The 20,534-nt window shown below is 70.3% G+C and carries 19 protein-coding genes and 1 riboswitch; of the genes, 11 read left to right on the top strand and 8 right to left on the bottom strand.

All coding sequences use genetic code 11. From position 1 onward, the window contains the following. The first annotated feature begins 2 nt into the window (after window positions 1-2). The 6 genes from DEJ47_RS05275 (at window position 3) to DEJ47_RS05250 (ending at window position 5,485) form a co-directional block, all read left to right on the top strand. Window positions 3-845 (top strand): DUF881 domain-containing protein, encoded by an 843-nt coding sequence (locus DEJ47_RS05275; protein WP_150175446.1) that lies wholly within the window; start codon window positions 3-5, stop codon window positions 843-845. Between the two features lie 82 nt (window positions 846-927). Next, entirely contained in the window at window positions 928-1,896 is a 969-nt protein-coding gene (locus DEJ47_RS05270; protein ID WP_150165419.1) for an FHA domain-containing protein, read from the top strand. A 46-nt stretch (window positions 1,897-1,942) separates the two neighbouring features. Further along, the gene (locus DEJ47_RS05265; RefSeq protein ID WP_150165417.1) at window positions 1,943-2,686 is read left to right on the top strand and encodes a MerR family transcriptional regulator; all 744 of its coding nucleotides are present in this window, start codon (window positions 1,943-1,945) and stop codon (window positions 2,684-2,686) included. 74 nt (window positions 2,687-2,760) lie between these two features. Further along, window positions 2,761-3,234, top strand: a complete 474-nt coding sequence (locus tag DEJ47_RS05260) for a bifunctional nuclease family protein (protein WP_063795355.1) — start codon at window positions 2,761-2,763, stop codon at window positions 3,232-3,234. 171 nt (window positions 3,235-3,405) lie between these two features. Next, window positions 3,406-4,032 (top strand): MerR family transcriptional regulator, encoded by a 627-nt coding sequence (locus DEJ47_RS05255; protein WP_150165415.1) that lies wholly within the window; start codon window positions 3,406-3,408, stop codon window positions 4,030-4,032. Between the two features lie 37 nt (window positions 4,033-4,069). Further along, window positions 4,070-5,485: a DNA polymerase IV gene (locus DEJ47_RS05250; protein WP_150165413.1), complete on the top strand. Its 1,416-nt coding sequence runs from the start codon at window positions 4,070-4,072 to the stop codon at window positions 5,483-5,485. Between the two features lie 11 nt (window positions 5,486-5,496). On the opposite strand, the gene DEJ47_RS05245 is transcribed toward DEJ47_RS05250, so the two are convergent. Further along, on the bottom strand, window positions 5,497-5,889 hold the full coding sequence (locus tag DEJ47_RS05245) for a PRC-barrel domain-containing protein (RefSeq protein ID WP_150165411.1): 393 nt from the start codon (window positions 5,887-5,889) through the stop codon (window positions 5,497-5,499). A 144-nt stretch (window positions 5,890-6,033) separates the two neighbouring features. Next, window positions 6,034-6,132, top strand: a riboswitch (glycine riboswitch). A gap of 187 nt (window positions 6,133-6,319) precedes the next feature. Between DEJ47_RS05245 and gcvP the strand changes: the two genes are divergently transcribed. Continuing rightward, complete coding sequence (gene gcvP / locus DEJ47_RS05240; RefSeq protein WP_150165409.1) at window positions 6,320-9,208, top strand: aminomethyl-transferring glycine dehydrogenase; 2,889 nt, start codon at window positions 6,320-6,322, stop codon at window positions 9,206-9,208. Window positions 9,209-9,339: 131 nt separating this feature from the next. Here the strand turns inward: gcvP and DEJ47_RS05235 are convergent, their stop codons facing one another. Together DEJ47_RS05235 and DEJ47_RS05230 are read right to left on the bottom strand one after the other, a co-directional pair. Continuing rightward, on the bottom strand, window positions 9,340-9,546 hold the full coding sequence (locus tag DEJ47_RS05235) for a DUF5999 family protein (RefSeq protein ID WP_275941829.1): 207 nt from the start codon (window positions 9,544-9,546) through the stop codon (window positions 9,340-9,342). A 309-nt stretch (window positions 9,547-9,855) separates the two neighbouring features. After that, window positions 9,856-10,440, bottom strand: coding sequence for a hypothetical protein (locus tag DEJ47_RS05230; protein WP_150165406.1), 585 nt, complete (start codon window positions 10,438-10,440; stop codon window positions 9,856-9,858). A 493-nt stretch (window positions 10,441-10,933) separates the two neighbouring features. Between DEJ47_RS05230 and DEJ47_RS05225 the strand changes: the two genes are divergently transcribed. Then, the gene (locus DEJ47_RS05225; protein WP_150165404.1) at window positions 10,934-12,454 is read left to right on the top strand and encodes a glutamate--cysteine ligase; all 1,521 of its coding nucleotides are present in this window, start codon (window positions 10,934-10,936) and stop codon (window positions 12,452-12,454) included. Between the two features lie 35 nt (window positions 12,455-12,489). Here DEJ47_RS05225 and DEJ47_RS05220 read toward each other — a convergent pair whose 3' ends face one another. Then, window positions 12,490-14,265, bottom strand: a complete 1,776-nt coding sequence (locus DEJ47_RS05220; protein WP_150165402.1) for a substrate-binding and VWA domain-containing protein — start codon at window positions 14,263-14,265, stop codon at window positions 12,490-12,492. Window positions 14,266-14,433: 168 nt separating this feature from the next. Here DEJ47_RS05220 and DEJ47_RS05215 point away from each other — a divergent pair, with 168 nt between their 5' ends. Continuing rightward, window positions 14,434-15,237: a CPBP family intramembrane glutamic endopeptidase gene (locus tag DEJ47_RS05215; RefSeq protein WP_150165400.1), complete on the top strand. Its 804-nt coding sequence runs from the start codon at window positions 14,434-14,436 to the stop codon at window positions 15,235-15,237. A gap of 191 nt (window positions 15,238-15,428) precedes the next feature. On the opposite strand, the gene DEJ47_RS05210 is transcribed toward DEJ47_RS05215, so the two are convergent. Next, window positions 15,429-16,250 (bottom strand): PhzF family phenazine biosynthesis protein, encoded by an 822-nt coding sequence (locus tag DEJ47_RS05210; RefSeq protein ID WP_150165398.1) that lies wholly within the window; start codon window positions 16,248-16,250, stop codon window positions 15,429-15,431. Between the two features lie 311 nt (window positions 16,251-16,561). Further along, window positions 16,562-17,458 (bottom strand): aminoglycoside phosphotransferase family protein, encoded by an 897-nt coding sequence (locus DEJ47_RS05205; protein ID WP_150165396.1) that lies wholly within the window; start codon window positions 17,456-17,458, stop codon window positions 16,562-16,564. A 212-nt stretch (window positions 17,459-17,670) separates the two neighbouring features. Between DEJ47_RS05205 and DEJ47_RS05200 the strand changes: the two genes are divergently transcribed. After that, complete coding sequence (locus tag DEJ47_RS05200) at window positions 17,671-18,330, top strand: PadR family transcriptional regulator (RefSeq protein WP_150165394.1); 660 nt, start codon at window positions 17,671-17,673, stop codon at window positions 18,328-18,330. 149 nt (window positions 18,331-18,479) lie between these two features. Here DEJ47_RS05200 and DEJ47_RS05195 read toward each other — a convergent pair whose 3' ends face one another. Beyond that, on the bottom strand, window positions 18,480-18,908 hold the full coding sequence (locus DEJ47_RS05195; RefSeq protein WP_150165392.1) for an SRPBCC family protein: 429 nt from the start codon (window positions 18,906-18,908) through the stop codon (window positions 18,480-18,482). 328 nt (window positions 18,909-19,236) lie between these two features. Between DEJ47_RS05195 and DEJ47_RS05190 the strand changes: the two genes are divergently transcribed. Continuing rightward, on the top strand, window positions 19,237-20,082 hold the full coding sequence (locus DEJ47_RS05190; RefSeq protein WP_150165390.1) for a putative protein N(5)-glutamine methyltransferase: 846 nt from the start codon (window positions 19,237-19,239) through the stop codon (window positions 20,080-20,082). 59 nt (window positions 20,083-20,141) lie between these two features. Here the strand turns inward: DEJ47_RS05190 and DEJ47_RS36325 are convergent, their stop codons facing one another. Beyond that, a complete protein-coding gene (locus tag DEJ47_RS36325; RefSeq protein ID WP_190415288.1) occupies window positions 20,142-20,330 on the bottom strand; it encodes a hypothetical protein in 189 nt (62 codons plus the stop codon). Window positions 20,331-20,534: the final 204 nt, after the last annotated feature.

Below are 20,534 nucleotides of genomic sequence, written 5' to 3'. Positions count from 1 at the left end.
CGATGAACGCCGACGAGAGCCCCGACTACAACAGGCGCAAGGAACTCCCCGCGGAGATCCCCCACGCGCCGGGCACACCCGCGCCCGAGACGGCCGCGCCCGAGCCGCAGGGAACATCGCAGCTCACCGGCCGTCAGAGGCTGGTACAGGGCCTGTGGCCGCCCCGTGTGACCCGCCCCCAACTCATCGTCGCCCTGCTGCTGTTCGTGCTCGGTCTCGGCCTGGCCATCCAGGTGCGGTCCAACAACGACAGCAGCGCGCTGCGCGGCGCACGGCAAGAAGATCTCGTACGCATCCTCGATGAACTGGATGACCGGACTGAGCGTCTGGAAGAAGAGAAGCGGCGCCTCGAAGAGCAGCGGACCGGGCTGGAGAACAGCTCGGACCAAGCAGAGGAGGCCCGCAAGCAGACGGTCGAGCGGGAACGGCAACTCGGCATCCTGGCAGGCACGGTGGCTGCCCAGGGCCCCGGTATCCAGCTGACCATCGAGGACACGAAGGGGGCGATCGAGGCGGACATGCTGCTCGACGCCATTCAGGAGCTGCGCGCCGCGGGTGCGGAGGCCATCCAGATCAACGACGTGCGCGTCGTCGCCGACACGTATCTGTCGGACGCCGGAAGCGGTGGTGTCCGTGTGGACGGCCGCAAGGTCGGTGAGCCGTACCTCTTCAAGGTGATCGGCAAGCCGCAGGATCTGGAACCTGCGCTGAACATCCCGGGAGGTGTGGTGCAGACTCTGGAGAAGGAGCAGGCCACGGTCACCGTGGAACGCTCGGAGAAGATCGTCGTGGACGCCTTGCGACCTGCGAAGCGGCCTGACTACGCTCGGTCGTCCTCCCAGTGACGGGCGGACGCATGGGCGTCGTCGCGCGGGGGCATGAGGTTGCGGGGGGTCGGCGCACCGGAACTACGGTGCGTGGTGGAAACTGTTTGGTGGTCACGGACGTTGTGAGAATGTCTGGCTCACCGACGAGTGCCGGTGTGTGCAATCAGGGTTCGTCCTGCCCCACGGGCGGGTCTGTTTCGGTCAAGGGGAATCGCCCGTGAAGTTGTTTGCGAAGTTGTTCGGCAAGAGCGCACGTGAGGACAGCGGCAATCCGGCCACTGCCCGGCACCGTGCCCCGCGCCATGGAGATGCCGAGGAGCAGGGCGCAGGGCGCCCGATGTTCCGCGATCAGGTCGCTGGTCCAGGTGGTGACAATTCGGGCGGACAGGGCGCGTCGTCTGTTGACCCTGCCGGTCCCGGCCGCATAGGTTTCGGGGAACCTTCAACCTCAAGTACGGGTGGAGGGTTCGCCCCGGGCCCGTACGGATCGAATGCCCCCGCGGGGCAGCCACGGCAGGAGGACCCGTCCATGGCCCTGGTGTGTACGAGGTGCGGGAACCGCAACGCCGAGGCGAGTCGGTTCTGCTCCAACTGCGGTGCGCCGCTGCGGGCCGGAGCCACTCCGGAGCGTGCGTCCGAGACCACCTCGACGATCTCCATCTCGGGCCTGGAGGCCTACGACGCCGAGGCCACGGGACAGAACCCGTCTCCCGCGCTCTCCCCGGAGGCGCAGGCGGCCGTCGACGCCCTGCCGCTCGGCTCGGCGCTCCTGGTGGTGCGCCGCGGTCCGAACTCGGGCAGTCGCTTCCTGCTGGACGGCGAGCTGACCACGGCCGGCCGTCACCCGCAGAGCGACATCTTCCTCGACGACGTGACCGTGTCGCGTCGGCACGTGGAGTTCCGTCGGGTCCAGGACGGTTCCTTCACCGTCGCGGACGTGGGCAGCCTCAACGGCACGTACGTCAACCGGGAGCGGATCGACTCGGTCTCGCTCTCGAACGGCGACGAGGTGCAGATCGGCAAGTACCGACTGGTCTTCTACGCGAGCCAGCGGGCCGTCGGCCTCTGACCCACCCCCAGGCGCCGCCTGGGGGTACGACCCCCAGGGAAGGCTCATGCTTCAAACACCGAGGGGCGGTGCCGGGAACGGCACCGCCGCCGCGGACCGTCGGCTGATGAGCATCGGTACCGTGCTGAACCAACTGCGTGACGAATTCCCCGAGGTCACGATCTCGAAGATTCGGTTCCTCGAGGCCGAGGGGCTCATCGAGCCGCAGCGCACACCGTCCGGTTACCGGAAGTTCAGCCCGGAGGACGTCGAGCGGCTCGGCCACGTCCTGCGGATGCAGCGGGACCACTATCTGCCGCTCAAGGTCATCCGTGAGCACCTCGAGGCGCTGGAACGCGGTGAGAGGCCTCCGCTGCCGCCCCTGGGGCGTCAGCGGGAGGAAGGCGACGGGCACGGCCGGGACGAGGCCGAGGGGCCGACGGCGGCCCGTGTGGGCCGTGACGAGCTGCTGGCCGCCGCCGAGATCGACGAGGGACAACTCCACGAGTGGGAGGCGTACGGCCTGGTCGCGCCTTTGCCGGACGGCGGGTACGACGCGGAGGCCGTCACCGTCGCCTCGCTCGTGGTCGAGCTCGGCCGGTTCGGCATCGAGCCACGCCACCTGCGGGCCATGAAAGCCGCCGCCGAGCGGGAGGCCGCGCTGGTGGACGCGGTGGTCGCGCCGCTGCGCAGGCACCGCAATCCGCAGACCAGGGCCCATGCCGAGGCCCGTACCAGAGAGCTGGCGGGCCTCACGGGAAGGCTGCACTCGGCGCTCGTGCAGACCGCGCTCGGCGTCAGATTGCCCTGACTCGGCCGCACCCGTCCGGTACTCGACGGGTGCCCGACTACCCAAACCTGCCAGCCACGTCCTAGGGTTGCTGTGTGAACGAGCTCGACGTCGTAGGTGTCCGGGTCGAAATGCCCTCCAACCAGCCGATCGTGCTCCTGCGTGAAGTGGGAGGCGACCGGTACCTCCCCATCTGGATCGGACCAGGTGAGGCCACCGCCATTGCCTTCGCGCAGCAGGGCATGGCACCCGCACGGCCGCTGACCCACGACCTTTTCAAGGACGTGCTGGAGGCGGTCGGCCAAGAGCTCTCCGAAGTGCGCATCACCGACCTGCGGGAAGGTGTCTTCTACGCGGAGCTGGTCTTCGCCAGCGGTGTCGAGGTGAGCGCGCGTCCTTCCGACGCCATAGCGCTGGCGCTGCGGACCGGGACGCCGATCTTCGGGAGCGACGGCGTGCTGGACGACGCCGGTATCGCCATCCCCGACGAGCAGGAGGACGAGGTGGAGAAGTTCCGCGAGTTCCTCGACCAGATCTCGCCCGAGGACTTCGGCACCAACAGCCAGTGAGCCGCATTCCGACGGTCCGGTTTCGGACCATTCGGCTAGCCTTTCCCCGGCACGAGGTACGAGAAACCACTCTCAGGGTGATTATCACTCGGCGTGCCGAGTGTGGCGATCGTTGACGAGCCCCTGGCGACTGCCTACCGTCGAGAAGGCAGGTCAAGGAGGGAGGTCGGCGTGAGAAGCAGCGGCGACGGTACGGCGATGGGCGGTCCGTACCCGTTCCACGGCGGTGCGGTCGATCACTCCCCGAACCGACCGATGGCGGTCCAGGGAAGCGGGGACGCCACGTCCGAGGAAGCGGAACAATCCGGGCACGTCGGCTATCGCGGCCCCACCGCGTGCGCGGCTGCGGGCATCACCTACCGGCAGCTCGACTACTGGGCCCGTACGGGCCTGGTCGAGCCCAGTGTGCGGGCGGCCGGCGGCTCCGGGACGCAGCGGCTCTACAGCTTCCGCGACGTCGTCGTCCTCAAGATCGTGAAACGGTTCCTCGACACGGGTGTGTCGCTGCAGAACATCCGCACCACCGTCCAGCACCTGCGGGAGCGCGGGTTCCGCGACCTCGAGCGAATGACCCTGATGAGCGACGGCGCGACCGTGTACGAGTGCACGACGTCCAGTGAGGTCCACGAGCTGCTCCAGGGCGGGCAGGGGGTCTTCGGGATCGCCGTGGGCGTCGTCTGGCGCGACGTCGAGGCCGCCCTGTCCCAGCTGCACGGCGAGCGCATCGACACCGGGGAGACGCTGATCGGGCACAACCCCGCCGATGAGCTGGCCAGAAGGCGCAACAGGGCCGTCTGAGGCCGCGTTGTCAGTGGCGTAGGGCAGCATCAGAGATGTGAGAAGCGCGCCGACGATCCTGCATCTGGACATGGATGCCTTCTACGCGTCCGCAGAGCAGGCCGCGAAGCCCAGTCTGCGCGGAAAAGCCGTGGTCGTGGGCGGTCTCGGGCCGAGGGGCGTGGTGGCCACGGCTTCCTACGAGGCGCGAAAGTTCGGGGTGCACTCGGCGATGCCCATGGGGCAGGCGCGCAGGCTGGCGCCCAACGCCGCCTATCTGGTGCCGCGCTTCGGGTTGTACCGCGAGATCAGCGAGCAGGTCATGGGGCTGCTGCGGGAGCTGTCGCCCCTGGTGGAGCCGCTCAGCCTGGACGAGGCCTTCGTGGACCTGGAGGCGGGCGGCGTCGCCGACTCGGCGGAGTCGGCCAGGGCCGTGGGGGAGCGGTTGCGGGCGGACATCAGGGCGGTGACGGGGCTCTCCGGGTCGGTGGGGCTCGCCGCGTCCAAGATGCTGGCGAAGATCGCCTCCGAGGAGGCCAAGCCGGACGGGCTCAGACTCATAGCGCCGGGGACGGAGCGGGCGCTCCTGGGGCCGATGTCGGTGCGGACGCTGCCCGGGGTGGGGCCCGCCACGGGGGACCATCTGCGGCGGGCCGGGATCCTGACGGTCGCCGAGATCGCGGAGGCCGGTGAGGACGAGCTCGTACGGCTGCTGGGGAAGGCCCACGGGGGCTCTCTGTACGCGATGGCGCTCGCGCGGGACGAGCGGCCGGTGGTGGCGGAGCGGGAGTCGAAGTCGGTCAGTGTCGAGGACACGTACGACGTGGACATCCATGACCGGGTGCGGGTCAGGGCGGAGGTCGCGCGGCTCGCCGAGCGGTGTGTGCAGCGGCTGCGGGCGTCGGGGCACTCGGGGCGGACCATCGTGCTCAAGGTGCGGCGGTTCGACTTCTCCACGCTGACGCGCTCCGAGACGCTGCGCGGGCCCACCGACGACCCCGGGGTGGTCCAGGAGGCCGCCGCGCGGCTCCTGGAGGCCGTGGACACCACGGGGGGCGTCAGGCTCCTGGGAGTGGGTGTCACGGGCCTCACGGACTACACGCAGGAAGACCTCTTCGCGCAGGCCCAGGCGGAGGCGCAGACAGCGAGCGCTGCGGTGGTGTCCCTGGTCAAGGGGGAGGACGACGGGTCGGCGCAGGCGGTGGGACCGGAGCCGGAGCGTGTCGAGGAGCCGGTGGCGCCGGCGCAGAGACGGTGGACCGCCGGGCACGACGTGCGGCATGCCGAGTACGGGCACGGATGGGTGCAGGGGAGCGGTCTGGGGCGGGTGACGGTGCGCTTCGAGACGCCGTTGTCGGAGCCGGGGCGGGTGAAGACGTTCCGTACGGACGATCCGCGGCTCGAGCCCGCGGAGCCGTTGCCGCTGGTTGCCGCACCGGCGAAGGACGGGCCCGCGCCGCGGGCTTCCGGCTGAGCTGGGCCGGGTCAGGGGCTCTCCGTGCCCGCGACGTGGCCGAAGTTCTGGTCGGGCGGTGGCATGGAGGAGGGGGGTGGCTGCGGGGGAGTCGTGTCCAGGCCGTAGTGGTGGTAGAGCTGGAGTTCCTGCTCGGGGGAGAGGTGGCGCCCCACTCCGAAGTCCGGGGCGTCCTTGATCAGGTCCCGGTCGAAGGGGATGCGCAGAGTGCCGTCCTCGACGAGTTCGCTGGGTTCCAGCGGGACGAAGGCGTCCCGGCTGAAGAGACCGGTGCGTATGGCCGCCCACTCCGGGGTGCCGGTGGCGTCGTCGAGGTAGACCTCGTCGACCGTGCCGATCTTCGCCCCGTTCCGGTCGAACGCCTTGCGGCCGATCAGGTTGCGCGGATCGATATCGGTCTGCACGGGCCCTCCAGCTGGTCGCGGCTTGTCGAAAACGGGCGTAACTCATCCTTAATCATTCGTAGTCACTACGAAAGAGCACTTCGGGGCAGGTGGCCACTCGAGGGATCGGTGACGGTCCTCGCTGGTAGGCTGGCGCCTGGCCGCTGACCCCGTGCGGGAGAGCTCTCCGGATCACATGTCCGGAGGCGCCGAAGGAGCAAATCCTCCCCGGAATCTCTCAGGCACCCGTACCGCACGGACGAGGTCACTCTGGAAAGCAGGGCGGGCGTCGGGCGGGCACGTTCGGAACCCTTCCTCACCGACGGTGAAAGCAGATCTGTCGAGAGACGGGCCTGTGAAGCTCTCAGGTTGACATGACAGAGGGGGAGGCCGTCCGGGTACCCGCGCCGTGGTACCCCTCGCAGGTCGTGCAGACCAGGAGGCCTCCGCAATGACTGCCACCAATCGCATCCCGCTCTCCGAGCTCGAGCAGGGCATCCCCTTCGAGCAGCGGCACATAGGGCCCGATGCGGAAGCGCGGGCCAAGATGCTCGCCCAGGTCGGGTACGGCTCGCTCGACGAGCTCACGGCCGCCGCGGTACCGGATGTGATCAAGAACGCCGATGCGCTCGACCTGCCCGGCGCGCGCACCGAGGCCGAGGTGCTGGCCGAGCTGCGCTCCCTCGCCGACCGCAACCAGGTCCTCGACTCCATGATCGGACTCGGGTACTACGGCACCTTCACCCCGCCGGTCATCCTGCGCAACGTGATGGAGAACCCGGCCTGGTACACGGCGTACACGCCGTACCAGCCCGAGATCTCGCAGGGCCGCCTCGAAGCGCTCCTCAACTTCCAGACGATGGTCGCCGAGCTGACCGGACTGCCCACCTCCGGGGCCTCGCTCCTCGACGAGGGCACCGCCGCCGCCGAGGCCATGGCGCTGTCGCGGCGCATGGGCAAGGTCAAGAACGGCGTCTTCGTCGTCGACGCCGACGCGCTGCCGCAGACCATCGCCGTGATCCGGACCCGGGCCGAGCCGACCGGTGTCGAGATCGTCGTCGCCGACCTGAGCCAGGGCATCCCGGCCGAGGTCGCCGAGCGCGGTGTCGTGGGCGTGCTCGTCCAGTACCCGGGCGCCTCCGGTGTCGTACGGGACATCAAGCCGCTCATCGACGAGGCCCACGAGCTCGGCGCCGTCGTCACCGTCGCCGCCGACCTGCTCGCGCTGACCCTGCTCACCTCGCCGGGCGAGCTCGGCGCCGACATCGCCGTCGGCACGACCCAGCGCTTCGGTGTGCCGATGGGCTTCGGCGGCCCGCACGCCGGCTACATGGCGGTCCGCGAGAAGTTCGCCCGCAGCCTCCCCGGCCGCCTCGTCGGCGTCTCCGTCGACGCCGACGGCAACAAGGCCTACCGTCTCGCCCTGCAGACCCGCGAGCAGCACATCCGCCGCGAGAAGGCCACCAGCAACATCTGCACCGCCCAGGTGCTGCTCGCCGTCATGGCCGGAATGTACGCCGTGTACCACGGGCCCGAGGGCCTGAAGTCCATCGCCCGCCGCACCCACCGCTACGCGACGCTCCTCGCGGCCGGGCTCACCGGGGGCGGCTACGAAGTCGTCCACGGTGCCTACTTCGACACGCTCACGGTGCGGGCGCCCGGCAAGGCCGAGCAGCTGGTGGCCGCCGCCCGTGAGGGCGGCGTCAACATCCACCTCGTCGACGCCGACCACGTCTCCCTCTCCTGCGACGAGACCACGAAGCGCGCCCAACTGGCCGCCGTCTGGGGTGCGTTCGGCGTCGACGCCGACATCGAGGCGCTGGACGCCACCACCGCGGACACGCTGCCCGAGGGTCTGCTGCGCGGCGACGACTACCTGACGCACCCCGTCTTCCACCAGCACCGTTCCGAGACCGCGATGCTGCGCTACCTGCGCAGGCTCGCCGACCGTGACTACGCGCTCGACCGCGGCATGATCCCGCTCGGCTCCTGCACCATGAAGCTCAACGCGACCACCGAGATGGAGCCGGTCACCTGGCCCGAATTCGGCCAGCTGCACCCCTTCGCCCCGGCCGAGCAGGCCCAGGGCTACCTGACGCTCATCCGTGAGCTGGAGGAGCGCCTCGCCGAGGTCACCGGCTACGACAAGGTCTCCCTGCAGCCCAACGCGGGCTCGCAGGGCGAGTTGGCCGGACTGCTCGCCGTGCGTGGGTACCACCGCGCCAACGGCGACGACCAGCGCACCGTCTGCCTCATCCCGTCCTCCGCACACGGCACCAACGCCGCGAGCGCCGTCATGGCGGGCATGAAGGTCGTCGTCGTGAAGACCGCCGACGACGGCGAGATCGACGTCGAGGACCTGCGCGCCAAGATCGAGAAGCACCGCGACGAGCTGTCCGTGCTGATGATCACCTACCCCTCGACGCACGGCGTCTTCGAGGAGCACGTCGCCGACATCTGCGCCCAGGTGCACGAGGCCGGCGGCCAGGTGTACGTCGACGGTGCCAACCTCAACGCCCTGGTGGGCCTCGCCAAGCCGGGCCACTTCGGCGGCGACGTCTCGCACCTCAACCTGCACAAGACGTTCTGCATCCCGCACGGCGGCGGCGGCCCCGGCGTCGGCCCGGTCGGCGTCCGCGAGCACCTCGCCCCGTACCTGCCCAACCACCCGCTGCAGCCCGCCGCGGGCCCCGAGACCGGCGTCGGTCCGATCTCGGCGGCGCCGTGGGGCTCCGCCGGAATCCTCCCGATCTCCTGGTCGTACGTCCGCCTCATGGGCGGCGAGGGCCTCAAGCGCGCCACCCAGGTCGCGGTGCTCTCCGCCAACTACATCGCCAAGCGCCTCGAGCCGCACTACCCGGTGCTCTACACCGGTCCCGCGGGCCTCGTCGCGCACGAGTGCATCGTGGACCTGCGGCCGCTCAGCAAGGCGACCGGCGTCAGCGTCGACGACATCGCCAAGCGCCTCATCGACTACGGCTTCCACGCGCCGACCATGTCGTTCCCCGTCGCCGGCACGCTGATGATCGAGCCGACGGAGAGCGAGGACCTGAACGAGATCGACCGGTTCTGCGAGGCGATGATCGCCATCCGTCGGGAGATCGAGAAGGTCGGCTCCGGCGAGTGGGCCGCCGACGACAACCCGCTGCGGAACGCCCCGCACACCGCCGCCGCGCTGAGCGGTGAGTGGGAGCACGGCTACAGCCGTGCGGAGGCCGTCTTCCCGGCCGGGGTCGTCGCGGCGGACAAGTACTGGCCGCCGGTGCGCCGCATCGACCAGGCGTACGGCGACCGGAACCTGGTCTGCTCCTGCCCGCCGCTGGACGCGTACGAGGACTGATGCACGCGCCCGCTTCGAGCGGGCATGCGTCGGGGCCGGTTCGGAGAGTTCTCTCCGGGCCGGCCCCTCGTTGTTCCGTGGTGCTCAGGTGCTGTGCGGCAGTGCCGTGCGGTCGTGCGGTGTGCCGGCGGTCAGGCTGCCGTCATGACCTGGTCGGTGCCCAGCGGTCGGTGCGGCGCGATGATCTGGCCGTCCGGCAGCAGCTCACCGGTGTCCTCGAAGAGCAGGACGCCGTTGCACAGCAGGCTCCAGCCCTGCTCCGGGTGGCTTGCCGTGAGGAGCGCGGCTTCCCGGTCGGCGGAGTCGGCTGTCGGGCACGGTGGTTGGTGCTGGCACATGGAAGGGTTCTTTCGCTGCGATGTGATGGCTGTGACGTCGGTCCTGTGGCTCGATGCGGTGTTCATAACCGCCCCCCGTTGTAGTCGGTCCGATCCCAGTGTTGCCCTACGGGCGTCAATCCGCAGGGATTTTGCCGCAGCGGCTCCTACTGCTTTATGACGTATCACCCGCCCGGACGGTTCAGCCCAACTTCCCTGTCTCTTCGGGTGGTTCGGGGTGGCCTGACCGGGCTAGTCCACTTGGGTGGGTGGGCAGCGCTGTGCCCCGCGGCCGGTGGGCGGCGGGGCACGGAAGCGTGACGGGCGCTGTCAGGCGGGTGAGCTCAGGAGCGGTGCCGGTGTCAGGCGGTGGTTGAGCATCGGCAGGAGCTCGGCGACGCGGTGCGGGCGGTGGGCCGCGATGCCGGGCGGGGCGGGCGCGAGCGGCACGAGCAGATCAGTGGCGGCCAGTGAGCCCTCGGCGCCGTCGTCCGTGCAGTCCCGGTGGAGCCAGAGCGTCAGCATGTACAGCTCCGGTACGGACAGCAGCCGCGGCTGGCACGGCATCGGCATGGCCTCCGCGTGCCGCAGGGCGCGCTCCGTCGAGGTGATGTAGGGCCCCTCGAAGAAGTGGGAGAACGCCCACCCGTCCGGTGTGAGGATCGTGTCGGCCGCGGCGACGGACCGCTCGGCGCAGCGGATCAGGAAGCGCCAGCCGGCCAGCCGGGTGGGCGATGTGGCCTGCGGAGTGATGTGGTCCAACACGTGGACCGGCAGCGGGAGTTCGGGGTTTGCCGGTCCCTGTGCGGTACGCAGGGACGGCGTGCGGGCCTCACTCACGGCGGTGGGGGAACCGAGTGCGGCGAGGACGCAGCGCAGGGCGGGCGCGGGAGCCGGGGGGACATGCAGCGGCATGGTGGGTCGCCTCTCTCATTCGACAGGCACAGTGGAGCGGGGGCAGGTGCGTGACGGCGCTGTCAGCTCTGGGTCAGAGGGGCGGGGGCTGGGCCGCGAGCGCCAACTCTCTGCCTAGATTGCGGAGTTTATACGAGCTGTGTTCGAGCGGTGTTTCATCTAGACGCTCCGTATATTGCGAGCAAGGACTTATCGGGCCGTCCTCGTGCGGGACTTGTGCGGTCCTTTACACCGATTTAGTACGGGCCCCGGCGCCACGACCTCGTATTCCCCGTTCCGCGCGGTCGGCCGAATTTTGCCGGTGCTTTTGACCAGGCGCTTCGGAAGGGAATCTTCACCGTGCCGCATGCCCGGTGAATGTGCCCGGCACGCGACGCGTCGAGCGTACTGGTCGGCGGCCTGTCGCGGGGCGTTATCGATCACATTGCCTGGGCATCATCACCCGTACACAGCGGCCGGATCCTTGGCTGCCCGTTCGAGGAGGGACGCTTCGATGGGGGAGAAGGTCGTGGCGGGCACGTTCGACCTGGCCGACAGGCACCACTACCGAGGCAAGCTCCGAGAGTGTCTGGCGGGGCTGGAGCGGATGCTGGCGGAGGAGCGATTCGACAGGCCCAAGAATCTCATGGGCATGGAGATCGAGCTGAATCTCGCCGGGCCCGACGGACTGCCGAGAATGTTGAATGCGCAGGTACTCGAGCGCATCGCGAGCCGGGATTTCCAGACGGAACTCGGAATGTTCAATCTCGAAGTCAACATCGCCCCGCACCGGCTCGGTGGACGCGTTCGCGACCGCCTCGCGGAGGAACTGCGTACGGGCCTCAACTATGCACACAGGAAAGCGGCCGAACTCTCCGCCGGTATTGTCATGATCGGCATTCTGCCGACCCTGAACCGCGCCGACCTGGTCTCCGCGAACCTCTCCGACGTCGACCGGTACGCCCTCCTCAACGACCAGATCGTGGCGGCGCGCGGCGAACACTTCGCCCTTGACATCCAGGGCGTGGAGCGGCTGACCTGCACTTCGACGTCGATAGCGCCCGAAGCGGCCTGCACCTCCGTGCAGTTGCACCTCCAGGTCACGCCCGGCCGGTTCGCCGACGTGTGGAACGCGGCGCAGGCCATCGCCGCCGCGCAGATCGCCGTCGGTGCCAACGCGCCCTTCCTGTTCGGCCGCGAGCTGTGGCGCGAGTCCCGGCCGCCGCTGTTCCTCCAGTCCACGGACACCCGCTCGCCGGAGCTGCAGACCCAGGGGGTGCGGCCGCGCACCTGGTTCGGGGAGCGCTGGATCACCAAGCCGCTGGAGCTCTTCGAGGAGAACCTGCGGTACTTCCCCGCGCTGCTGCCCCTCATGGAGGAGGAGGACCCGCTGGGCGTCCTCGACGCGGGCGGTGTTCCGCGCCTCGGCGAACTCGTCCTGCACAACGGCACCGTGTACCGCTGGAACCGCCCGGTGTACGGCATCGCCGACGGCGTCCCGCACCTGCGCGTGGAGAACCGCGTCCTGCCCGCCGGTCCCTCGATCACCGACGTCATCGCCAACGCCGCCTTCTACTACGGGCTCGTGCGGGCGCTCGCCGAGGAGGCGCGGCCCGTGTGGTCCCGGCTGCCCTTCGAGACCGCCGCCCGCAACTTCGATGTCGCGTGCCGCCACGGCATCGACGCCACCCTGCAGTGGCCGCGCCGCGGCAGGCTCGGCGGCACCACCGAGGTGGCGGCCGTCCACCTCGTACGCGAGGAACTGCTGCCGCTCGCCGCGGCGGGCCTCGACGCGTGGGGTGTGGAGCCCGCCGACCGCGACCTGTACCTCGGGGTGATCGAGGAGCGGTGCCGACGGCGGATCAACGGCGCGTCCTGGCAGGCGACGACGTACCACCGGGCCCGGGACGGCGGCATGTCCAGGGAGGAGGCGCTTGCCGCGACCACCAAGCGGTACAGCGAACTGATGCACACGGGGGAGCCGGTGCACACGTGGCCGGTGGGGCTGCGGGGATCGGCGGCACCGCTGGGCTGAGCAGCCGACAGCGGGACACAGGGAGCCGGGGACGGTCAGCTCTGGTTGCTGCCCGCCTCCATGATCGCCTTGAGGATCACCGCGTGGATCTGGGCCGGGTCGTCGACCTGATGCCCGGAGCCACCGGTCGCCTCCGCGATCTGCTGCACCTCGTCCTTGTCCGCCTCGGGGCCGACCGCGATGGCGATGATCGGCACCGGGTGCTCGCGGTCCGCGATCTCCTCCAGCTGCGCGATCAGGGAGCTGCGCGAGATGCTGCCCGGGTCCTGGTTGGCGCCGTCGGTCAGGATCACCAGGGCGTTGAACTTGCCGCGCGCGTACGTCGACCGGGCTTCCTTGTAGGCGGCGAGCGTCGTGTCGTACAGGCCCGTGGCGCCGCCCGGCACGGGCTGCAGTTCGCTGAAGGCCTCGGACAGCGCGGCGCGGTGGGTCGTGCCGCTCTTGCGGTCGCCCAGGCGCCGGGTCGGTTCCAGTTCGCGGTAGTCGCGGGCTCCGTCGAGGCGGGTGGCGAACTCCCACAGGCCGATCTCGTCCTCGTCGGTGAACCCCGCGAGTGCCCGTAGCAGCGACGCCTTGGTGACCTCCATACGGGACTGGTCGCGGCCGGGCACGAACTGCCGCATGGATTCCGAGGCGTCGACGACGGTGCTCAGCCTGGCGCTCTGCACGGTGATCGTCCACATGCCCAGGGTCTCCTGAAGCTCCTTGTCCGACGGCGGATCCGTGGCCTCGTCGGCGTACGGCTGCGGGGTGCGGCCGCCCGCGGCGGTGACCAGCCCGTCGGACGGCTGGTCGGGGTCGGTCCTGAAGCCGTGCTCGGCCAGGATCCGCCGGCCGTCGTCGTCGCTGAACATCGTCATGAAGCGCAGCGCCGCGCGGCTCGTGTCGGTGGACATCCGGCCGTCCTCGACGAGCGTGTACGGGTAGTCGAGCCGCGGCGAACCGTCCTTCGGGTAGAAGAGGGCGAGGCTGTCTTCCTCGCCCGCCGACGCGTTGTGCGCGTACGCGGCCTGTTCGGAGAGGACCAGTGCCTGGTTGCGGCGCCGGTCGCCCTGCTCGGCGCCGGAGCCGTCGCGGGCCAGCGTGTCCAGGAGCCGGTCGTCGCTGTCGGAGGTGCGGGACGCCAGAGCCTTGGCCAGGGCGGCGGCCTGCGTGTCGCCCTCCTTGCCGCCCTGCTTCTTCGCGGACGCACCCATCGCGGCGAGGGCGAGCAGACCGCTCGCGCTGCGCGCGGGATCGGCCGTGCCGAGGCGCAGCTTGTCGCTCTTCGTACCGGCCGTGGTCAACTCCGGCCAGCTGTACGTTCTCTTCGGCCAGCCCAGCGACTCGGCGGCGGACGGCACCATGCCGATGCCGACGGGCGACGAGGCGATGTTGCCCGCGGGGGAGACCTTGCTCCGCTTGGCGCCGAGGCCGACGCGCTGTACCCACGCGTCGGAGTCCGGCACCCACACGTCGTACTCCGGATCGCCCTTGCCCGAGCGGAGTTCGGCCGCCACCTCGTACGAGTCACGCGCGGTCACCCGCACGTCGACGCAGTGCCCGTCCGAGGTGATCTCCTGCTCGCGCGCCTCGTCGGCCGCCTCGCGCAGGGCCGGAGACACGGCGGGATCGGCGACGACGTCGAGCCGCACCGCGTCGTCGCCGCACGAACCGCCGAACGAGAGCAGCCCGCCGCGGACCGCGGCCGCCGCGCCTCCCGCCACCACCAGGACGAGCGCCGTGGCGAGGGCGACGATGCGTCCGCGCGACTGAGGCCGGGGGCCGGGCGTGGCCGTCCCGCGCTCATCGGGCAAGCTGTGACGTCCCATGGCGGTGGTGCCCCTCCTTGAATGATGAAGCAAGGAAAGAAGGGGCCCGCGCGCCTGGAATCGGCGTCCGTCCCCCTCGGCCTGTCGCGCACGATTTTCGTAACTTCTTTCGAGACCCTAGCGGGGCGAGGACGGGGATGAGGCGGGATCACTCAACTGGAGGCGTTAGTGCAAGCGGAGCCGGGGCCCATGGCCGGTTCTTTTCCGGCGGACGGTCCGTCGAGGCGGACTCTGAGGGACGAGACGCTGCTCGTCCTGGCCCTCTCGCTCGGTGCGAGCGGGGTGTCCGCGCTGATCAGCTTTGTGGGGTCGGTCACCAAGCCGGGGGGTCTCAAGGATCAGGCGGCCACGCTGAACGCGTCGGCCGCGCCGGGTCGGCCGTGGCTTGATCTCGCGTGGCAACTGTTCGGCATTTCGACCGCGTTGGTGCCGGTGGCGCTCGTGGCGCACTTCCTGCTGCGCGAGCGGGCGGGCCTGGGGACGATCGGTTTCGACCGGACACGGCCCTGGCCGGACCTGGGGCGCGGCGCCGCGATCGCCGCGGCGATCGGCAGCACCGGCATCGCCTTCTATCTGGCGGCGCGCGGACTCGGTTTCAACCTCACCGTGGTGCCCGAGGCGCTGCCCGACGTGTGGTGGAAGTACCCGGTCCTCGTGCTGTCCGCGGTGCAGAACGCGGTGCTCGAGGAAGTCATCGTCGTCGGGTATCTCCTGCGCCGGCTCGGGCAGTTGGGGTGGACGCCGATGGCGGCGTTGGTGGGAAGTTCGGTGCTGCGGGGTTCGTACCACCTCTACCAGGGCATCGGCGGGTTCGTCGGAAACCTCGCGATGGGCGTGGTGTTCGTCCTGCTCTACCGCAGGTGGGGGCGGGTCGGCCCGCTGGTCGTGGCCCACTCCCTGCTCGACATCGGCGCGTTCGTGGGTTACGCGCTGCTCGCGGGGAAGGTGGGGTGGCTGCCCACGCCTCCGTAGTGCGGGGGTGGGCAGCTCTTTGTTGTCCGATGGCGGTGCGGTGCGGGGTGCGAGTCGGGGGCCGGTTTCGGTTTCGGGGCCGGGCTCTGGGCTGGTTTCGGCTTCGGATTCGGCTGCGGGTCTGGCTTCGGCTCGGGGCCGGGCTCGGACGTGGATCAGGCCGCAGACTCGGGTCAGGCCGCAGACTCGGGTCAGGCGAACAGTTCGCCCTCGATGACCGTGACCGCGCGGCCGGTCAGGAGGGTGCGGTCGCCCCGCAGCCGGGTGCGGACCAGGCCGGTGCGGGCCGAGGCCTGCAGTCCGGTCAGTTCGGTGCGGCCGAGGCGCTCGGACCAGAACGGGGCGAGGGCGGTGTGCGCGCTGCCCGTCACCGGGTCCTCGTCGATGCCGACGCGCGGGAAGAAGCAGCGCGACACGAAGTCGTAGCCGCGGGTGGGGTCCTCGGCCGCGGCCGTGGCGATGATGCCGCGCTCGGAGTGGCGGACGAGAGCCTTGTGGTCAGGGGTGAGCGCCCTGACCGTCTTCTCGTCGGCGAGCTCGACCAGCAGGTCACCCGTGTTCCGGCCGGTGTCGTACGCGAGGAGGGGCTCGGCGCCGAGGGCCTCCGCGATGCCGTCGGGGACCTCGGCCGCGGTGAGCGGAGCGGTCGGGAAGTCGAGGGTGAGGGTGCCGTCCTCGTGCGCGGTCGCGGTGAGGACGCCGCTGCGTGTGGTGAAGCGGACGGTGCCGGACGCGGTGCCGGTGGTGTGGAGGACGTGCGCCGTGGCCAAAGTGGCATGGCCGCAGAGGTCGACCTCGGTGGCGGGGGTGAACCAGCGCAGCGCCCAGTCGGCCTCCCCGCCCGGCGGCAGCGGGTGGGCGAAGGCGGTCTCGGCGTGGTTGACCTCCTTGGCCACGTTCTGCAGCCAGGTGTCGTCGGGGAAGTCGTCGAGGAGCAGGACCCCGGCCGGGTTGCCGGCGAAGGGGCGGTCCGTGAAGGCGTCGACGACGCGGAGGCGGTGGGAAGTCGTCATGCGCTCACGGTAGAGGGCTGCGGGCGCGTCCGGTAAGGCCAATTCGGGGTGGCTGGACTGGTTTGGGCGGAGGATTGGCCTGGGGTGGGGGCGCAGACGGGTGTGCTGTGAGGTTGCCGGGCTGCTCGCGCCTCGTGGCTCGCGCCCCAGGGCTCGCGCCTCGTGGCTCGCGCCTGCCGGTGCGGCCCCGGCGGGCGACGTCCGATGCCGGACGCCCGTGACCCGTCACCCGTGACCGTGACCCGTCCCCTGTGACCCGGGCACCGACCGTGGGGTGGTCGAAGCTGCTCCGCCCCTCGGTTGGGGCGACGTCACTGCGTCGACCCCAGAATGCGGTCGAGTGTCCGTCGCCCCATGCTGCTCATCGTCGGATTGCTCTCGACGTAGTACCAGACGACCCCCATGGCCTGCTCGAACGCCCATGCCCTGCCGCGCTCCCACTCCAGATCGTCGCAGGCCAGTGCCCGCCGGAGCACTTCCCGTGGACCGGATTGCAACAGGTGCCAGGCGCTGACCAAATCAAGCGCGGGGTCGGCCGGGCCGAAGCCGCCGGTGTCGAGTACGCCGCTGAGCCGGCCTTCCCTGACCAGTACGTTGCCGGGGATCAGGTCACCGTGGCTCATGACGTCCGCAGCCGTGCGGGGCAACTCCCGGAAGTGGCTCCACACGTGGCGCAGCCGGGGCACATCGAGCAGCCCCTCACACTCCTCGAAGCACTGCTCCATCCAGTCGTCGTGGTGAGCGAGGACGCCACCACGATTTTCGCCGCTGAAAAGCCGCCCTCGCGTATCGGCGTCCCGCAGGCCCGCGATGAACGCCGCGAGGTCCTCGGCGAAAGCGTGCGACCCACTCGGGTCGGCATCGAAGGCGACCGTTCCCGGCAGCCATGTCTGGACCGACCACGGCATGGGGTAACCCGCTCCGGGCTTTCCCAGGGCGACGGGTTCCGGCGCGGGGAACGGGGACGCCTGTGCCAGCTCGGCGCTCGCCCGAGCTTCCCGTTCCAGAACCGCCTGCGTCTCGGCAGCATCGGCGGGCCGCAGTGGGAAGCGCGCGGAGAGGTCGTTCCCGATGCGGAAGATGGCGTGGACCGTCCCGGTCGACGGCAGGGGCCGGATCGCCTTGTCGCTCCACTGGGGGAATTGTTCGTGGATCAACGTCGCGACGATGTCGGCGGTCACATCCACCTGGTCGTCGTGCATGGCCATCTCGCGGTCCCTCTCCCCGGTCCAAGCTGACGCGACCGCCAGTATTCCTGCGCCCGGGACCAGATCAACTGAGTTTTCGGCGGCCGTGCAACACGAGACCGGTCCGTGCCGGAGCCGGGGCCGGGTTGTCAGACGAACTGTTCCGATATATCGTTGAGGCATCGCGACAGGTTCGCGACTGGTACGAACGATCAATGACAGGAGTGATCACCATGCGTTCCCATGGTTTTGAACACGAGCACGGTCGCGGCCACGGGCACGGCCGACACGGCGGCCCCGAAGGTGGCCGTGAGGGCTTCGGCCGCGAGGGGTTCGGCGGATTCGGTGGCTTCGAGGGGCGGCGCGGCGCGTTCGGTCCGTTCGGCCCCGGCTTCGGCGGGCCCGGCGGCCCCTGGGGTGGCCGCGGTGGCCGTGGTGGCGGTCCGCGCGGCAGGGCGAGGCGTGGCGACGTACGCGCGTCGATCCTGGCCCTGCTGAAGGACCGGCCCATGCACGGCTACGAGATGATCCAGGAGATCGCCGAGCGCAGCGGCGGGGCATGGAAGCCCAGCCCGGGGTCGGTCTACCCGACCCTCCAGCTGCTGGAGGACGAGGGCCTGATCAGCAGTGCGAGCGAAGGCGGCAAGAAGCTCTTCTCGCTCACCGACGCGGGGCGCACGGCGGCCGAAGAAGGTCCCGAAGCGCCGTGGGAAGAGGCCGGCCGCGGGGTCGACTGGGACACGCTGAACGAGATCCGGCAGGCCGGCTTCGGTCTGATGGAGGCGTTCGGGCAGGTCTGGAAGACCGGCAGCAAGGAGCAGCGCGAGAAGGCGCTGACCGTCATCAACGACGCCCGCAAGAAGCTGTACCTGATCCTCGCCGATGAGGACTGACGCGGTCGGGGTCGATGGTCCCTGCCGCAGATGAGGCGCCCCGCACGCATCGTGTGGGGCGCCTCTTTGCCGTGTGCCGTGCTTCTCATGCCGGGGTGTGCTCCGCGTACGAAGGGCTCCGTGTGCGAAGGGCTCCGCGTGGCGAAGGATCAGGTCACCAAGCCGTCCAGTTTGCGCAGCGACTCGTTGAGGGCGGCGGTCGCCGAGTCCTTCAGCTTGCCCGCCATCAGGGAGACCGCCGCCCCGGTGAACTCGCCCTCGATGCGGACCACTGTCGCCGACCCGTCGGGGGAGAGGGAGTAGCGGGTGCTGACGTTGACGCCCATCGGGCCCTTGCCCGCGATGGCGAAGGCGCGGGCGGTCTCCAGTTCGCCGATGGTCCAGTTGACCTCGGCGGGGAAGCCCATCAGCTTCATGTTCTCCACGAAGGTGCCGCCCACTTCCAGCGTCGTGGGCCCGCCCTGGGGAAAGCTCGTGTGCGTGGCGTTCCACTCGCCGTACGAGGAGAAGTCCGTGAGCTGGGCCCAGATCTTCTCGGCGGGCGCCTCGATCCGTGCTTCCGCGCTGACTTCGGCCATGCGGCCACCCCTTCGCGTCGGGCGCTGCGACGGCCGCAGCTGCGGTGTCGCGGAACGTAGCCGCAGGCCCCCGAACATTCAATACTGATGAGCCGTCAGTTCTGGCGGTGGGTGGAACTGTGGCCGTGGCCTCGCATGCTCCGGCGGGCCCGGGGTGAGGTACTGTTCCCTCTGCCCTGTGACGGACACAGGCGGCGCGATCTGGAGGTGAGACCCATTACCGCAGTAGCAGGTCGGGTGCTCCCCTCTCGCGACCGCACGGATCATCAGGCGTACCGGCGCAGGTGACCGAGGGAGCCCCATCAGGTTCCCGAAGGGTGTTCCTCACATGTCGGTCTCTGCTTTCTCCACGTCACACCGCTCCTCCGTCATCAGCACACTGCGTGCCGCCGGCTGCGTCTTCGCCGAGGACGAGGCGGATCTGATCCTCTCCACCGCGCGCACCTCCTCCGAAGTGGCCGTCATGGTCGAGCGCCGCGCGGCCGGTCTGCCGCTCGAACACGTCCTGGGGTGGGCGGAGTTCCAAGGGCTGCGGATCTCCGTGGACCCGGGGGTGTTCGTGCCGCGCCGTCGCACCGAGTTCCTCGTCGGCCTGGCCGCCGAACTCGCCGGACGCACGGCCGTCGTCGTCGACCTCTGCTGCGGATCGGGGGCGCTCGGTGCCGCGCTCGCCGCGGGTCTCGACCAAGTCGAGCTGCACGCGGCCGACATCGACCCGGCGGCGGTCCGCTGCGCCCGCCGCAACGTCGCCGAGGCCGGAGGCGAGGTCTACGAAGGGGACCTCTACGATCCGCTGCCCGACACTCTCAAGGGACGCGTCGACATCCTCCTCGCGAACGTCCCGTACGTCCCCTCCGAAGAGGTGGGTCTGCTGCCCGCCGAGGCCCGCGTCCATGAGGCGCGCGTGGCGCTCGACGGAGGCGCGGACGGACTCGACGTGCTGCGCCGGGTGACCGAGGAGGCGCCCACCTGGCTGGCGCCCGGCGGACACCTGCTGTTCGAGACGAGCGAGGGCCAGGTGGCCGCGGCCGTCGACGCCGTCGAGCGGGCCGGGCTTGCGGCGCGGGTGGTGAGCGACGAGGAGAGGTACGCGACGGTGGTCATCGGGACGTGGTCGGGGCCCAGGTCCTGGCGGATGTGCCAGAGGCCCGAGCCGATGCGGCAGAGGCCGTAGCCGATGCGGCACAGGCGCCGGCCGATGCGGCACAGGCGTCGGCCGATGCGGCGGATACGCTAGCCGACCCGTCGTATGACCGCCGCGTCGAACAGGTCCGACGCCCTCGGGAACGTGCTCTCGTCATGGCAGTGCCAGGCGTCCCAGAACAGGTCGGCGGGCAGCGCGTCGTCGGGTGCGTACACCCGGTAGACGTACTGCCTGCCGTCGACCGCAGGCAGGGCGACCATCCAGCACCTGCTCTCCATGCTTGTGGGACGAGCGGGGCGGCGCGATGGTTGCGCGCCGGACGCGGGGCGCCCGGCGCGCGAGGTGGTGCGGGCAAGGCGGCGCGCGAGTGTTCGCGCAGATCGTTGGATCTCATCCGTAAGGAGGACAACCGACGCCCGCTCGCCCACCCTGTGTCGGACGCGAAGATGCTTCCCGCCGCCGATGCATATGCCCCTGGGGGT

Origin of the sequence: Streptomyces venezuelae (assembly GCF_008642355.1) — a bacterium.
Lineage (GTDB): Bacteria > Actinomycetota > Actinomycetes > Streptomycetales > Streptomycetaceae > Streptomyces > Streptomyces venezuelae_B.
The sequence above is the reverse complement of the archived record's forward strand: the minus strand, read 5'-3'. Positions and strand labels throughout refer to the sequence as shown.

Excerpts from the sequence above, each read along its gene's own strand:
- DEJ47_RS05200 (WP_150165394.1), top strand. The coding sequence starts at position 17,671 with ATGCGTTCCCATGGTTTTGAACACGAGCACGGTCGCGGCCACGGGCAC.
- DEJ47_RS05205 (WP_150165396.1), bottom strand. The coding sequence starts at position 17,458 with ATGGCCATGCACGACGACCAGGTGGATGTGACCGCCGACATCGTCGCG.
- DEJ47_RS36325 (WP_190415288.1), bottom strand. The coding sequence starts at position 20,330 with ATGGAGAGCAGGTGCTGGATGGTCGCCCTGCCTGCGGTCGACGGCAGG.
- DEJ47_RS05235 (WP_275941829.1), bottom strand. The coding sequence starts at position 9,546 with ATGTGCCAGCACCAACCACCGTGCCCGACAGCCGACTCCGCCGACCGG.
- DEJ47_RS05195 (WP_150165392.1), bottom strand. The coding sequence starts at position 18,908 with ATGGCCGAAGTCAGCGCGGAAGCACGGATCGAGGCGCCCGCCGAGAAG.
- DEJ47_RS05190 (WP_150165390.1), top strand. The coding sequence starts at position 19,237 with ATGTCGGTCTCTGCTTTCTCCACGTCACACCGCTCCTCCGTCATCAGC.
- DEJ47_RS05230 (WP_150165406.1), bottom strand. The coding sequence starts at position 10,440 with ATGCCGCTGCATGTCCCCCCGGCTCCCGCGCCCGCCCTGCGCTGCGTC.
- DEJ47_RS05275 (WP_150175446.1), top strand. The coding sequence starts at position 3 with ATGAACGCCGACGAGAGCCCCGACTACAACAGGCGCAAGGAACTCCCC.
- DEJ47_RS05210 (WP_150165398.1), bottom strand. The coding sequence starts at position 16,250 with ATGACGACTTCCCACCGCCTCCGCGTCGTCGACGCCTTCACGGACCGC.
- gcvP (WP_150165409.1), top strand. The coding sequence starts at position 6,320 with ATGACTGCCACCAATCGCATCCCGCTCTCCGAGCTCGAGCAGGGCATC.
- DEJ47_RS05265 (WP_150165417.1), top strand. The coding sequence starts at position 1,943 with ATGCTTCAAACACCGAGGGGCGGTGCCGGGAACGGCACCGCCGCCGCG.
- DEJ47_RS05225 (WP_150165404.1), top strand. The coding sequence starts at position 10,934 with ATGGGGGAGAAGGTCGTGGCGGGCACGTTCGACCTGGCCGACAGGCAC.
- DEJ47_RS05220 (WP_150165402.1), bottom strand. The coding sequence starts at position 14,265 with ATGGGACGTCACAGCTTGCCCGATGAGCGCGGGACGGCCACGCCCGGC.